Source organism: Pseudoalteromonas prydzensis, assembly GCF_001661495.1.
Taxonomy (GTDB): Bacteria; Pseudomonadota; Gammaproteobacteria; order Enterobacterales; family Alteromonadaceae; genus Pseudoalteromonas; species Pseudoalteromonas prydzensis.
Genome location: NZ_BDDT01000015.1, coordinates 51,061 through 65,884 on the forward strand (window position 1 = coordinate 51,061; position 14,824 = coordinate 65,884).

15 protein-coding genes and 1 tRNA gene are annotated in these 14,824 nt (G+C 41.3%); 8 read left to right on the forward strand and 8 right to left on the reverse strand.

Features of this window, described 5'->3' with window-relative positions; translation table 11 throughout:
• Positions 1-27 precede the first annotated feature (27 nt).
• The 6 genes from A7968_RS19300 to A7968_RS19325 all read left to right on the forward strand — a co-directional run bounded on the left by A7968_RS19300 (position 28) and on the right by A7968_RS19325 (position 5,663).
• A complete protein-coding gene (locus A7968_RS19300) occupies positions 28-1,518 on the forward strand; it encodes a LysM peptidoglycan-binding domain-containing protein (protein WP_064668177.1) in 1,491 nt (496 codons plus the stop codon).
• A gap of 71 nt (positions 1,519-1,589) precedes the next feature.
• The gene (locus tag A7968_RS19305; RefSeq protein ID WP_064668178.1) at positions 1,590-2,078 is read left to right on the forward strand and encodes an FKBP-type peptidyl-prolyl cis-trans isomerase; all 489 of its coding nucleotides are present in this window, start codon (positions 1,590-1,592) and stop codon (positions 2,076-2,078) included.
• A gap of 9 nt (positions 2,079-2,087) precedes the next feature.
• Positions 2,088-2,816, forward strand: coding sequence for an SDR family NAD(P)-dependent oxidoreductase (locus A7968_RS19310; RefSeq protein WP_064668179.1), 729 nt, complete (start codon positions 2,088-2,090; stop codon positions 2,814-2,816).
• Positions 2,813-3,655 carry an amidohydrolase family protein gene (locus tag A7968_RS19315; RefSeq protein WP_064668180.1) on the forward strand — a complete coding sequence of 281 codons (843 nt, stop codon included), beginning with the start codon at positions 2,813-2,815 and terminating at the stop codon, positions 3,653-3,655. The genes A7968_RS19310 and A7968_RS19315 overlap by 4 nt, the downstream gene beginning before the upstream one ends.
• A gap of 49 nt (positions 3,656-3,704) precedes the next feature.
• Positions 3,705-5,267, forward strand: coding sequence for a S41 family peptidase (locus tag A7968_RS19320; RefSeq protein WP_064668181.1), 1,563 nt, complete (start codon positions 3,705-3,707; stop codon positions 5,265-5,267).
• Positions 5,268-5,285: 18 nt separating this feature from the next.
• Complete coding sequence (locus A7968_RS19325; protein ID WP_084448243.1) at positions 5,286-5,663, forward strand: hypothetical protein; 378 nt, start codon at positions 5,286-5,288, stop codon at positions 5,661-5,663.
• A gap of 147 nt (positions 5,664-5,810) precedes the next feature.
• Here the strand turns inward: A7968_RS19325 and A7968_RS19330 are convergent, their stop codons facing one another.
• The 4 genes from A7968_RS19330 to A7968_RS19345 form a co-directional block, all read right to left on the reverse strand.
• On the reverse strand, positions 5,811-6,986 hold the full coding sequence (locus tag A7968_RS19330; protein WP_064668182.1) for a mandelate racemase/muconate lactonizing enzyme family protein: 1,176 nt from the start codon (positions 6,984-6,986) through the stop codon (positions 5,811-5,813).
• Between the two features lie 26 nt (positions 6,987-7,012).
• Positions 7,013-7,780: a class II aldolase/adducin family protein gene (locus A7968_RS19335; RefSeq protein ID WP_064668183.1), complete on the reverse strand. Its 768-nt coding sequence runs from the start codon at positions 7,778-7,780 to the stop codon at positions 7,013-7,015.
• 154 nt (positions 7,781-7,934) lie between these two features.
• Positions 7,935-8,258 carry a c-type cytochrome gene (locus A7968_RS19340; protein WP_064668184.1) on the reverse strand — a complete coding sequence of 108 codons (324 nt, stop codon included), beginning with the start codon at positions 8,256-8,258 and terminating at the stop codon, positions 7,935-7,937.
• Between the two features lie 142 nt (positions 8,259-8,400).
• A complete protein-coding gene (locus A7968_RS19345) occupies positions 8,401-8,940 on the reverse strand; it encodes a DUF2058 domain-containing protein (RefSeq protein WP_064668185.1) in 540 nt (179 codons plus the stop codon).
• A gap of 222 nt (positions 8,941-9,162) precedes the next feature.
• Between A7968_RS19345 and A7968_RS19350 the strand changes: the two genes are divergently transcribed.
• A complete protein-coding gene (locus A7968_RS19350) occupies positions 9,163-10,305 on the forward strand; it encodes an MFS transporter (RefSeq protein WP_064668186.1) in 1,143 nt (380 codons plus the stop codon).
• Here A7968_RS19350 and A7968_RS19355 read toward each other — a convergent pair.
• Together A7968_RS19355 and A7968_RS19360 are read right to left on the reverse strand one after the other, a co-directional pair.
• On the reverse strand, positions 10,272-10,772 hold the full coding sequence (locus A7968_RS19355; RefSeq protein ID WP_064668187.1) for a prolyl-tRNA synthetase associated domain-containing protein: 501 nt from the start codon (positions 10,770-10,772) through the stop codon (positions 10,272-10,274). The two genes, A7968_RS19350 and A7968_RS19355, sit on opposite strands and share 34 nt — an antisense overlap.
• Complete coding sequence (locus A7968_RS19360) at positions 10,773-11,159, reverse strand: hypothetical protein (protein ID WP_064668188.1); 387 nt, start codon at positions 11,157-11,159, stop codon at positions 10,773-10,775.
• Between the two features lie 174 nt (positions 11,160-11,333).
• Here A7968_RS19360 and A7968_RS19365 point away from each other — a divergent pair.
• Positions 11,334-11,409: transfer RNA gene (locus A7968_RS19365), tRNA-Ala, on the forward strand.
• A 161-nt stretch (positions 11,410-11,570) separates the two neighbouring features.
• On the opposite strand, the gene A7968_RS19370 is transcribed toward A7968_RS19365, so the two are convergent.
• Positions 11,571-12,818, reverse strand: a complete 1,248-nt coding sequence (locus tag A7968_RS19370; RefSeq protein ID WP_064668189.1) for a glutamate-5-semialdehyde dehydrogenase — start codon at positions 12,816-12,818, stop codon at positions 11,571-11,573.
• Positions 12,815-13,921, reverse strand: a complete 1,107-nt coding sequence (proB, locus tag A7968_RS19375; RefSeq protein WP_064668190.1) for a glutamate 5-kinase — start codon at positions 13,919-13,921, stop codon at positions 12,815-12,817. The genes A7968_RS19370 and proB overlap by 4 nt, the downstream gene beginning before the upstream one ends.
• Between the last annotated feature and the right edge of the window lie 903 nt (positions 13,922-14,824).

Consider the following 14,824-nt stretch of genomic DNA (forward strand, 5'->3'; position numbering starts at 1 on the left):
TATAAGGATATTTATTTAGTGATTTTTATGCGCAGTTATCTATTAGTCCTGTTAATAACGTTATTTTTACTATCTGGTTGTCAGAGTACTGAGCAGTCGTTACAGCCAAGTGATAATCAGCAAGCTCCGGTTATTTTTAATCACTTTAAACCAACAGCCATTACTCCGCCGCCGCTGACTGACACTGAGCAGAAAAAACAAAAAATACATTTAAAAGCCCCATCGCAACAAGTGGAAAATGTATCGCAAGCTAACAATCGCAGCCAAGATTTATGGCAGCACATTGCAAATAACTTAACTATCGAGGTGTATCTAAATAAAGCCCTCAATAAGCGTATTGCTTGGTATACCAAGCAACCTAACTACTTGCAGATTGTCAGTACTCGTGCCGCCCCTTATCTTTATCATATTGTAAGTAAAATTGAGCAACGTAAGCTACCGATGGAATTGGCTTTACTGCCCTTTGTTGAAAGCGATTTTCGACCAACCATTAGCTCATCCGAACAAGCGGTTGGCGTGTGGCAGTTAGTGGGTGCGACAGCTCATCACTTTGGGATTAAATCTGATCAATGGTATGACGGTCGCAAAGATGTTTTAGCGTCGACCGATGCTGCGCTGGACTATTTAGCATATTTACATAAACGTTTTGATGGTAATTGGTTACATGCATTAGCGGCATACAATAGCGGTGAAGGACGGGTAAAGCGTGCCATTGCCGAAAATAAAAAACGTGGTAAAAGCACCGATTATTGGTCGTTAAAATTACCAAAAGAAACCTCTGAATACGTACCTAAATTAATGGCATTAAGCTACTTAGTACAACACCCTAAACGTGGACTGATCCGCCCCAAATTGGCAAATAAAGCCCTAACCACTGAGCTTAATGTTGGCCAGCAATTTGATTTTTCAGTGATCGCAAACTTATCTGGTATTGGCCGCAGTCAGCTGCATAAACTTAATCCTGGCTATTTAAAAAATCAAAGTTCTCCCAATGGTCCGCATACTTTATTACTGCCACTACAGCAACAAAGCTTATTGCGAAGCCAGTTTTTTAAGAATAATTTTACTGGTGAATATACGGTGAAAAAAAATGATACCTTATATTCGATAGCTCGTCGCTTTGGTTTATCGGTCAAAAAGCTTAAAACTATTAATAATAAACGCTCCAATCTAATCGGCATTGGCGAAACTCTGCTGGTTGGGCAACCTCGCACCATGCCAGATTCATTAATGATTGATTATCGGATCAGTCCTTATCTGGAACAAAATGAAGTGACGATCCCCACTATTGCTATTCAATATCAAGTAAAACCAGGCGATACCATCTGGGGAATTAGCCAGCTATATGATGTGCCACACAGCGATTTAGCACAGTGGAATAAACTCAATGCCACCAGTATTTTAACCCCAGGTACGCAACTGATATTACATTTACCGCAAGTAACTAAAACCGTTCCCCAAGTGCCCAATGCCAGCTTACTTTCTGAACTTGAAAAAACCTTAAAGCAACCTCACTAAGCAGCAGTTTCACATCATCTGTATTTAGCGTAAAATTAGCTTTTCATTTTAGTTAAATTAAAGAGATCAGCATGCAAATTAGCAAAAACTCGGCAGTTGAATTTCACTACACGTTAAGTGAAGCAGGCGAGCAACTAGAAACAAGTATCGGCAGCGAGCCATTAACCTATATTCATGGCCTAGCAGGCATGCTTCCAGGTCTTGAAACTGCGCTTGAAGGTAAAGGCGCTGGCGATAGCTTCAGCGTAACCCTTAAGCCAAGTGAATCTTACGGTGAGCGAGTAGATGACCTAATTCAACGCATCCCACTTAAACACCTACAAGGTGACACGAAAGTGTGGAAGCCAGGCATGACTGCAATGGTGAGCTCTAACCAAGGCCGCCATCAAGTAACGATTGTAAAAGTAGGCCGTTTTAATGCTGATTGCGATTTAAACCACCCATTTGCTGGTAGAACTCTCACTTTTGATGTGCAAGTACTCAGCGTGCGTGAAGCAACCAGCGAAGAGTTGTCTCATGGTCATGTACACAGCGAAGGTGGCTGTGGCCACAACCACTAAGGAATTACCATGTCAAAGGTTGCAATCGTAACAGGCGGCAGTAAAGGCATCGGCCGTGCTGTTGTTGAGCGTTTTTTAAATAACGGCTATCAAGTGCATAATCTGGATCTTGAAGCTGCTGATTTAGGCATTTGGCACCACTGTGATGTCAGTAATGTTAATGCTGTAAAGCAAGTTATTGCCGACATTGCCAGTCATTCAAAACGCATCGATGTGTTAGTATCGAATGCAGGTCGTCATTTAAGCGCTACCATTGAGAATACCGATGAAGCAACCTTTGATAGCTTATTTGCACTTAATGTAAAAGGTGCATACGCAGCAATTCAAAGTGTCCTACCGAGCATGAAAGCGCAGCAAAATGGGGCGATTATCTTAATTGCCTCAGATCAAGCCATTATCGGCAAAAGCAATTCATTTGCCTACAACTTAACAAAACATGCCTTAGCATCAATGGCAAAAACCACCGCACTAGATTACGCGCAGTACAATATTCGCGCCAATGCAGTCTGCCCAGGCACCATAGAAACACCGCTATTTCATAATGCTATCGACGCGTATTGTGCTCGTAGTGGCGCAGATAAAGCAAGTATAGTAGCCGAAGAAGGTGCTTTACAACCGTTAGGCAGACTCGGCCAGGCTGATGAAGTCGCTGCTCTAGTTAATTTTTTAGCCAGTGATGATGCCAGCTTTATTACCGGCAGTTTGCAAACCATTGACGGTGGTTACACCGCGCAATGAGTGAACGCATTATCGATCCCCATGTACACTTTTTTAATTTAGCACAGGGTCAATATGACTGGTTACAAGGGAGCAACCCGGTAAGCTGGCCCAATTTAGCAACTATTAAAGCCCCCATGACGGCAGTTCAACTCCAGCAGCAAGCCCAGTTTGAGCTTGCTGGCCTGGTACATATCGAGGCAGGCTTTGATAATCAGCAGCCAATCAACGAGCTGCGCTGGTTAGCTAAACACTTAGCTGGCCACAATTATAAAGCTATCAGCTTTGCCCCGATTGACAGCCCCCCCAACGATTTTAATAATGCAATTACCGCCTTATCACACCCCAGCTTAGTGGGTATTCGAGATATCACCGAGGGTACTGATGCAGTGCGCTTAAGTAACTCTCACTGCCTAGAAAACCTAGCGCTACTAAGTAGTCATCAGCTAATTTTTGAGGCGCAATTTAACATTGAAAACCTCGCTATTACGCAACAAATTGTAAATTATTGCCGCCAACTCCCGCATTTGCAGATTGTAATAAACCATGCGGGCTTACCTAATGACTTGCCACAGTGGCAACAAGGTATTAGCCAACTAGCAAAAATAGCCAATTGCAGGATCAAATTTTCAGGATTTGAACTACTCCCAGCACTGACTCAAACCCAGCAACAACAGTGCTTTGATTTTATTATTAAGCGCTTTGGAATACAGCGAGTAATGTTTGCCAGTAACTTCCCTGTATGCCAAATTAATACTAGTTACCAACAATGTTGGCAAAGCCATTTCAAACGTTGCACGAGTGATAACATGTGGTCACAACTTAGCTACAAAAACGCACAGCACTGCTATCAAGTTTAATTAAAACCCGCTATATTTAAGCTATGTTGGATAAAAATAAAGTATCAATATGGCTATTTCATCAACAAATAAAGTCGCCTTAGGACTGGTTAATATCTCTTTGCTAGCACTGCTAACTGGCTGTGGTGGCGGTAGCTCAATGGGCGATAACAGTCCTCCAGATACAGGAACCAGCATCAGCTGGACCCAAGGTGTATTTCAACCATCAGGCAATTTTGCACAGCAATGCCAAGCATTAAATGAAAAACATTGGTTGCGCTCGTGGAGTAACGAAACCTACCTTTGGTATGACGAAATTATTGATCGCGATCCAGCACTCACACCGACTGTTAGTGAATACTTTGCATTACTCAAAACAGAACAAATTACCGACTCTGGCGCGAAAAAAGATAATTTTCATTCCAGCCTGCCAACTGCAGAATGGGAAGCACAAAGCCAGTCTGGGGTGACCTTTGGTTATGGCTTTAAAATAAAATTAATAAGCGCCACAGCACCACGTCAAGGCGTGATCAGTTACACAGAGCCAAATACCCCCGCGAGTAATCAAAACCTTGCTCGCGGCTTTGAGATTTTAGAAGTAGACGGCGTTGATTTTGTTAATGCGTCAACGCAAGCAGAGGTCGATACTCTCAATGCGGGTTTATTTCCCAGTCAAACCGGTAAAAGCACCACTTTTTTATTCAAAGACATTAATACCGACGAAACCCGTGAAGTTACTCTAACCTCGCAAACAATCACTTCTCTTCCTGTCACAAACGTGAAAACCTTAGCCGACGGCAGTGTGGGCTACTTTCAATTTAATAGTCATAATGCGGTGGCTGAAAAACCCCTTTATGATGCATTTAATAACCTTAAAGCCAGTAATGTCACTGATTTAATTATTGATATTCGCTACAACGGCGGTGGTTTTTTACAAATGGCGAGCCAAGTTGCCTATATGATCGCAGGGTCTGCGAATACCAATGGCAAAATTTTTGAAAAAACAATTTTCAATGACCAACACCCAACTTTTAACCCTGTCACCGGGCAACGTTTAGAACCTGTGATGTTCACCGATGAATTTGTTGGCTTTGCCGATAACCCAGCGTTGCTGCCAGGCACGCCATTGCCGAGCCTTAATTTAAAACGTGTATATTTGTTAACAACTGCGAGTACCTGTTCAGCCAGTGAGGCCATTATGAACGGCCTGCGCGGCGTGGATGTTGAAGTCATTCAAATTGGCTCTGGTACTTGTGGCAAACCTTATGGTTTTTACCCAACAGATAACTGTGATACTACGTACTTTAGTATTCAATTTACCGGCGAAAACAACAAAGGTTTTGGTGAGTACTCAGATGGTTTTGCACCAGAAAACACCACTGACAATGCCCGCTTACCTGTTCGTGTAGAGGGTTGTGCGGTAGCAGACGATTTTAGCCGTCAGCTAGGCGACCCTGAAGAAGCGATGTTAAAAGCGGCATTAGATTACCGTACAAACGGTAGTTGCCCGGCTGCAAGCTCGATAGCCAGTAAACAAGGCTTTGCACCCGCAAACTTTAGCGACACGCCTGCCGTACAAGATAGCCGTGCCGCAACCTTGGCTGAACAAAGCAAAGTATTACCAAGGCAATAAGCGATTGAGGCAACAACAATGCTAAACAAAAAAGTACTTTTTATGCTAGCGGCAATATTACTATATGGCTGTGCAACGGCAGAAACAGCAACGCCCAAATTACAACATGCGTTACTTACAAAACCGCAAAGTGAGCTTATTGCCCAAGGGATTGCTCGCCTAATGCGCAGCGAGAATATTGCAGTCGCTGATGATGTATTTATGCAGCGAAGTTTAATGGTGGTCGATAACGTTACTAAAACCGACGAACTTGGCAACCCAATTATGGGTAAGCAGCTTAATATGCCTGACCGTTATGAGCTGCTGATCAAAAATGATCTTTGTTTTGTTAGGCATTTAGACAGTAAGGCCACAGAGCCATTGCCGGATGTGAAATGTAAGGTGAATTATAACTAGGTTCTAGGTTCTAGGTTCTAGGTTCTAGGAAAATTTTAACATGTTGAATTAGTAGGAATAACTTTAAGCTTGTTAAAGGTCAAAGTAAATCATCGCTTGAGTAGCGAGCTAAATTTAGCTCGCTACTCATAGCTCGCGACTCGTCGCTTATTTTATTTCTACACGTTGCGAGCGCATCACGATTTCGTCGTTCAGCTCAATACCAATACCTGGCTCTTCCGATACTTCAAAGAAGCCATTTTTAGGTTGTGGATCTTGCAGGCATAACTCACGGTTCCACTTTTTAATCGCATAAGTATGATGCTCATGAATTAAGAAGTTTGGAATAGCCGTTTCTAAGTGCAATGACGCTGCAGTGGCTACGGGACCGCCACACACATGAGCCTGAATACGTACGTCAAAGATGTCAGCATAATCACAGACTTTTTTGGTTTCAGTAAAACCACCACATAAACCAATATCAGGTTGTAGTACATTAATACTTTGATCTTCTAAATAAGGGCGTACGCCCCAACGGTTGTATAAACGCTCGCCACCAGCAATCGGCACGGATACTTTGTCAGCTACTTTGGCATGCAGTGAATGATTTAAATAGTTCACTGGCTCTTCATAGAACATACAATCGAACTCTTTGGCGATTTCACCAATTTGAATTGCGGATGTCACACCCGGTAAGCTGTGACATTCGAAAATAATGTCAACTTCATCACCTACCGCTTCACGAATTGCTTGCATGCGGGCACGGTATAATTTCATTTCAGCTCGTGAAATGATATTAGTACGGTCGTAATAAGTATTGCCGTCTTTATCGTATTGGATCGGATCAACTTTAACCGCATCGTAACCTTCCGCCACCGCTTTTAATGCCGCTTCTGCGTATTCTTGTGGATGCACAAGTGCTTTGAACTCAGTGTCCCAATCAAACTGTAATTGTGAGGCATAAGTACGCAGCTTGTCGTTAACCTTGCCACCAAGCAGCTGATACACAGGTAAACCCAATGCTTTACCTTTAATATCCCACAGAGCCGTATCTATCGCACTCATCGCGGCATAAACTACAGGCCCGCCACCTAATCCCCAGAAGCTTTCACGTAGCATACGCGACCATAACTTTTCTGTTTGGAATGGGTCGTGACCAATTAAAAAAGCATCAGCCATTTCTTTGATCATGGCTGCGGCTGCACTGTGGCCTAAGTCATACGCAAGGCCAGCTTCGCCAACGCCGCTAATACCTTCGTCAGTATGAATACGAACAAAGACAGGTGTCCAAGCTGGTCTGTCTGGACAATGGATATCAAACACTTCAACGCGATTAACTTTCATAAAATTCCTTATTAACCAGAGCTTGGTTATTTTGCAAAATTAGGATCAAGTCGATAAGCTTTACGCAGCATTGCAGGCCATGCTAATTGCCCGCCAGTACTGCCGCTGTGTACTACATTCGCTTGGTTATAAATATTATCTATTATAGCTTGTGGAACCGGTGTAACCGCTTGGCCACTGGCTTGCAGGGCGAGCTGAATCTCACAAGCTCGCTGCAAATCATAAAAACGCATAAACGCATCGCCAACCGTTGGCCCAACAGTTAAGCCGCCATGATTAACCAACAGCATATGATTGGTATTAGCTAAGTCATCTTGCAGGCGTTTTTTCTCATCATTATTTACCGCCAGCCCTTCATAGCCATGATAAGACAACGAGGGTAGCGAGAACATTGAATATTGGCTTAAAGGCAGTAAACCATTTTGCTGTGTGGCAACAGCGATGGTTTCTTTAGTATGTAAATGGATAACACAATGGGCATCTTCACGCACTTCATGGATCGCGCTATGAATAGTGAATCCAGCGGGATTAATCGCAAAAGGGGTATCATCTAAAATATTGCCGTCTAAATCCACTTTCACTAAATTAGAAGCGGTAACTTCATCAAAGGTTAGACCAAACGCATTTACTAAATAATGATCAGTTCCCGGTAGGCGGGCCGATAAATGGGTATATATCAAATCACCCCAACGAAAATGCTCAACCAACCGATAACAGGCGGCTAAATCAACGCGTAACTGCCATTCTTGGGCTGATACTTTATTTTTTAAATCAAGCTGCGGTAATTCAAACATTGCAATGCCTTATACAAGCGTGCCGTTAACACGAAATAGATGGATAGAAGTCTAAAGTAGTGTGCGAGGATGATCAATCTTTAAAATAAAACAGCCACACCAAATGGTGTGGCTGTTCACTGCGAGCTAAGTAGGTAACCCGCGTTAGAAAAAGTTATTTTACGTTTGCTAAGTAGTCAGCAATTGCAGTCATTTCTTCTTCTGTTACATTTGCAACCATCGCTTTCATCGCTGCCGACATACCGTTACTGCGCGCGCCCGACTTAATATCTTTCATTTGCGCAACTAAATATTCTTTATTTTGACCATTTAGTTTCGGGTACATTGCCATAATAGGTGCTTTACCTTCAGGGCCATGACAAGTTTGGCACAGTTTTGCAGTGTAAAGCGCTGCACCATCTGCTGCCATACTATTAAATGACACACTCGCAGCCATTGTGAGACTTGCGCCTAAGAGTAATTTTGTTATCTTGCTCATTGTATTCTCTCTTCTTTTTGACGGTTTATAAAAATTATTGCTCTAATTGTAGACCATAATGACAGATCTTTGCACATAACTAATGTACGTAATTTATACACCGGGTAGATCAGCAAACACACTGCTCAAATTAGCTATTAGGCTACCAAACTAAATCATCTGGTACTTCAAAATCTGCATAGGGGTCATCTTCATCTTTGCCTTTATCTTCAGGTTCAACATGAAACACTATGTACTTTTCATCAACTTCTGCCACTTTACGCGCAGGCTCATCTTCGAGTACAAAAAACTGCCCTTCCAGTACACAAATAGCCAGCCGACCACCTGATAATGCCTTTTGGGTTTTCTCGTTCACCTCGAGCTCTTTTACCTTATTTTCATAAGTAAAATTAAAAGTACGTTCACCACGTATAGAATCTTGATTATTGTGCTCTAATATTTGCTTAACACGAGCGACCTGTTCACGCTGTTTTAGCTCAGCTTGGCGTGTTTGGTTTAACTCTTCTGCTTTTTTCTGCTGTTCTAGCTTTGTTTGCTGAATATGCTTTTGCAGATCACTGGGGTTACTCGTTGCCCCTTTCTTTGGCTTCTTTTGCTGCTTACGTTTTTCACTTTTAGCAACTTTAGCTTTATGTGAGGTGGTTAATCCTGCTTTGAGCAATTGGTCTTGTAATGAACCCATGGCTTTGTTCCATTAAAAACTGATATTAAGATTATTTTAATCTTCAATGCGCATAAATCATAGTGCTGTGGTCATTAATCTAACAAAGTGTTGTAGGTGATACCGTGATTTAGCGCAAAGAATATATATTTTTACAATAGAAGTAATCACTTAAAGCAATGCCTATGGTTGAATTTAATATCAATCAGGTTAAGCTGTGATTTTTGTAGTAGGGCCAATACAATGCGTTTGGGTCATTTATTAGTTTGCTCACTGTTTATCTTTTTTGTGCTTTACGCACCGCAGCCATTATTAAGCTTATTTGCTGAGCAGTTTTCTGTCAGCCCTGCCACCGCAGGAAGTTTGATGACCGCAACTATGATCCCGTTAGCCGTGGCTCCTTTGGTATACGGTTTATTACTAGCGAAGCGCAACCCACTCAGCATTCTTCGCTACGCCATGTTATTGCTTGCTGTTACCTGCATCACTTTTGCTTATGCCCCCAGTTTTGAGTTATTGCTGTTACTACGGTTTTTACAAGGTTTAACCTTACCCGCCGCACTAACTGCGATGACCACTTACATTGGCAGTACTTATCAAGCGGATCAATTACAAAAAAATATGACCCTCTACATAGGTAGCACTATAGCTGGGGGTTACTTTGGCCGAGTGCTCGCTGCAGCCTTTGCCGACTTTTGGACATGGCAAAGCTTTTATTTTGTTATTGCCGCAGGGTTAACCTGCGCAGCTTTATGTATACCACGCCACCAAATGGCTATTGTAAGCAATGCCCTTTCACCACTAAATTATTTAAAGCAATTAGCCAATGCTGCGGTGTTAAAAATATATGGTGCTGTGTTTTGCATGTTTTTTTGCTTTGCTGCGTTATTAAATTATTTGCCATTTATTTTGCGCGATACCTTTTTAATTACCAACACGCGCGATATCGGCTTAGTCTATAGCGGTTACTTGATTGGTGCGCTGGCCTCAATCGCAACGCCTTGGCTATTAAGAAAAAGTATTTCGCCATGGCATTTACTGTCAGCAATATTTATTTTTTATAGCGCAACACTGGTATTTTTGATGAGTTCGCAACTGATGATTTTTCTATTGGCATTCACAGGCTTTTGTGGGGCGATGTTTATCATTCATTCAACAGCGGCGCCGTTTGTTAATAAAATCAGTATTGCCCCGGCCAGTGTTACCAATGGTGCTTACGTATCATTTTATTACAGTGGCGGCGCGTTAGGCTCATTTATACCTGGCTTGGTATATCAACAATGGGGCCATACCGCATTTATGGCCTCATTGTTACTGGTGTGTTTATGTGGCTTAGTTCTAGTTACTGCGGGTTATTTAGCGGGTAAAAAAACCACTTTAGGCTGATGCCCTGTCGCAATAAAAAAGCGCTCTAAATCGGCTTTTTGCAGTAACCAGGTTTGGGTATTTTCGAACGGGTGACAATGAAATAGATCCCCAAACCATATATCTTGGTCTAACCATAAGGTGACATTATTTTGTTTGTCGTTCATTAACGCTAACATCGAAACACAGCCAGGGGCGACTTTTAAAAATCGTGCTAAACGTTCATCTGAGGCAAACCCTAATCGTGATAACCCTTGGTATTTTGCCAACGCTTTTAAATCGAGCTGCTTGTCATGAGCGGTGATCACTAAAAAGTGGTTTTTTCCTTCGTTATCGCGCAAGAATAAATTTTTTAGCCGCGTTCCTGGGCGCTCAATCATTAACTCATCAGCAGTAAGGCTGCCATGCAGTGCTGGATGTTCAATTACATCATAGCTAATCTGTAAATGCGCTAACAACGCTGCTAACTTGGTTTTATCCGCTAACATTTATAAGCAATGCCCCCTTAATTGCACACTTAACTCTCGCCAAACCACGTCGTTTATTTCGTACTTGTCATTACAGTATTGCGTTGCTTTTAACTCTTGTTGTAATAACTCTACGGCTTGGTCTTCTAACTCTAGTTTTAAGCTGTTTGATTCTTCAAAGTACTCTTGCTCAGCAAAGTTTTTAAACTCGCTGCGCGTCAGTGGTCGATCTAAGTTTAAACTTTTTCGACTATTCGCTTTAACCGACACCACATAGGCAAAAATTTTATTACCTTGCTCATCCAACTTAGTATGTAGTTGCTTGTTATTAATTTCAAAAGGCGGCTCATCATTTTGACTTGCGCACCCACAAAGCAAAACGAACAGGATCCATGCGTATTTTTTCATTTTTAAAGTCTTTTTACTATCCAGTGACTGCTAGTCTATCAAAAATAGCTTACTTGCGTAAAAATTCGTAAAATATATAAAAAATGCTTGACCAAATTTAGAAATCTCATTAAAGTTCGTCCCGCTTGAAAGGGAAACTCAAGTGGGTTACGAAATTCGTAACTTTAGGAATGTGGGGCTATAGCTCAGCTGGGAGAGCGCCTGCCTTGCACGCAGGAGGTCAGCAGTTCGATCCTGCTTAGCTCCACCACTTTCCTATTCTTCTTTTTTATCTCTATGGCTTAGTCGCCACACTCTCATTTTAAAATCTATTTTTATTTAAATCACATACGATTTTTTGCTGTTCCATTTTTGTTTACGATCAAAAATGCCGAGCAGAGCTCGGCATTAATATTAGTGCGGTATCCTGTATTATTCGCGCACTTGGCCTTCGCCATTCACTAAGTATTTTTCCGTCGTAAGTGACTCAAGGCCCATTGGTCCGTATGCATGTAATTTTGATGTTGCAATACCAATCTCTGCACCTAAGCCTAACTGAGAGCCATCAGAGAAGCGTGATGATGCATTTACCATCACTACTGAGGCATCAACGCTACGTTGGAACAACTGCGCCGCAGCGTCATTTTTAGTACAAATAACTTCGGTATGGTTTGAACCAAATTGTGCAATATGATCAATGGCACCAGCAAAATCAGGCACTACACGAATGGCAATTTCTAGATCAAGGTATTCTTCACCAAACTGATCAGCCTCTAAAACGGTGGCGTTATCAAAATACTTAGCCGCTTGGCTATCGGCGTTAATTTTTACACCTTCTTGGCGCAATACTACCGCGCACAAGTTTAAAAACTCATCAGCAACATCTTGGTGCACCACTAAACCTTCTAACGCATTACATACGCCAGTACGTTGAGTTTTACCATTGAGTAACAAGTTAATTGCTACTTCTAAATCAGCGTCTTTATCCACATATAAATGGCATACACCCTTAAAGTGTTGGATCACAGGAATAGTACTGTTATCCGTTACAAAGTTAATTAAACCTTCGCCACCACGTGGAATGATTAAATCAATGCTGTCGCGTTGCTGCATTAACTCCATCAACAATGCACGGTCAGGATCTGGGATCACTGAAATAAGCGCCGCAGGTAGATTATGCTGCTCTAATACTTGGTGCATTACGCTGGCAATTGCTTGTGAACTCTTTAACGCTTCTTTACCACCACGTAAAATAACACCATTACCTGATTTAAAGCACAAGGCGCCAGCGTCAGCGGTTACATTTGGACGCGCTTCATAGATCATACAAACAACGCCTAGTGGTACACTCATTTTACGAATCTTAATGCCATTTGGACGCTCTGTGATATCACGTAATTGACCCACAGGATCATCAAGACTGACGATCACTTCAATGCCCTCTGCCATTGCTTCTATACGCTCATCATTAAGCGTTAAACGGTCTACCATCGAGGCTGCTAAATTATTATCACGTGCAGCCGCTAAGTCACTTTCGTTTTCTTTAATAATAAATGCTTTTTGCTGGCGTAATGCCGCCGCCATATCCAGTAGCACCTGATTTTTGGTCTCGGTATCGAGTAAGGCTAACTGGTGTGCAGCTTTGGCTGCTTGACGTGAAATATCTGTAATTAAACTCATGACTTCTCCAATAATGCGATATCTTTTTCTGAAATAACGGGACCGATCGAATCTTGCATTTTGTCGCTAAATTCGCTTTGTTCGTTATCAGCTATAAAATTCAGTAAACAACTACTGTAATTTGCAGTTGCCTTGGCTAATCGAGTGCCGTCGTTACTACGTACCAAGATGGTATCACCAACGGCAAATTCACCATGCACGGCAACAATTTCATCGCCACGGATACAACCCGTTTCGCCTTCTAATGATTCATCGTATGAACCCGCTACAACGACTTCACCTTGCTCACTGGCAGTATGAGTCATCCAATGTATGGCTTCTTGCATTGGCTTTTCATACGGTAAGAAAATAGTGCCGGGGTTTTCACCATCGAGCAGCTTAGTAAACGTCTGCTCTTTAAAACCATTAATGATATAAGTAGTTATACCATGCGAAGTCGCTTTTTCTGCTGCTTCTATTTTCGTTTTCATACCACCGGTGCCAACTGCACTGGTAGCACATCCTGCCATAGCATAGATTGAATCATCAATTGATTTAATTTCAGGCAGTAACACGGCATCATCATGTAGATTAGGGTTTTTATCATAAAGCCCATCTACGTCTGAAAAAATCATTAATGCATCAGCATCTGCAGCCGCGGCCACCATGGCTGATAAATTATCGTTATCACCTACTTTTAAATCATCCGTGGTCACCGTATCATTTTCGTTCATGATAGGCAGTACACCATGGTCAAGTAAGGTAAACACGGTTTCTCGAATACTTTCGTAACGCTCACGGTCACGTAAATCACCATGAGTTAATAAAATTTGTGCCGATGGGAAATCAAAAAAGCGGTCCCACATTGCCATCATCTCTGTTTGGCCTGCAGCTGCCATGGCTTTTTTCATTACCACAGTGCGTTCTTGTGCCGTTGGAAATAAATGCGCGCCAGCAGCAACTGAGCCTGACGAAACTAAAATCACTTCAATTCCTTGACTACGACAACGAACAATAAACTGAGCGATGGTTAATAAATAGCGTGAACGGCAGCCATCTTGATCAGGTGCAATCAATGCGCTACCTACTTTTAATACGATACGTCGCCAATTTAACTTTTGCATAAGTGTTCTACTTTCCATTTTAACTGTGTCTTATCCTAGTAGGATAAGCATGAAAACATTCACCTAGCATTTCACTAGGTTACGAATTAATAATATGTATTTTCGTTCCACTCATTTTTAAGTTAGCACTTTTTAATACTCAGCCAAAATCACTCACTCAGTATTTTTACTAAGCAGTAGATATAGCATAACTCTAGCCCAATCATTAAGATTGAACAGTTATAAAGTAAATAAAAAAGTGTTGTTTATGCATCGCTGTAAAAAGCTGTGTGAGGCTTTTTTATTAACAACATACATAGAGCCTCTAGAGTCTGGTACACCAACAGATAGGGTGATGACTCAAGGACCGAGATTTGCTCACCACGATGGGTGTCAAATATTGAATAAACAACAGTTCAACTCAAACGAAATAAATCACTACAAAGTAATTTTGTTCAAATTAACTCACTGCTAAAAACGAGTAAAAATATACAAATTGTATTCAAAACAATTAAAAATTAATTTTTAAGCATATAGATATAGTAACCTCAATCTAAGTCATTGAAATAATGAACAACTTAAAAATAACTATATGTATTCGCTTAGACCTAAAAAATAACTAATTAGATGACTAATTGTTTGAACACTAACTATAATACGCTAATTTTAGCCTAGAGATCAAGGCTACATTTCATCCGATCGGCTTACAACTTACACTGCATTATTTTAAAATTGTTATTTTTCATAAAGTTAGACCAGCATTTATTAATTATGATTATTTCAAAATCAGTTAATTATCATTTCTTCTACAAATAAGTTCATAAACAGCTAAAATTCTATTAGGAAAAAATAACATACACGTGTATACCCCTGTATTATTGGTTTCATTAGCTATATCCTAATCGCAGTAATAAATAAGGAATA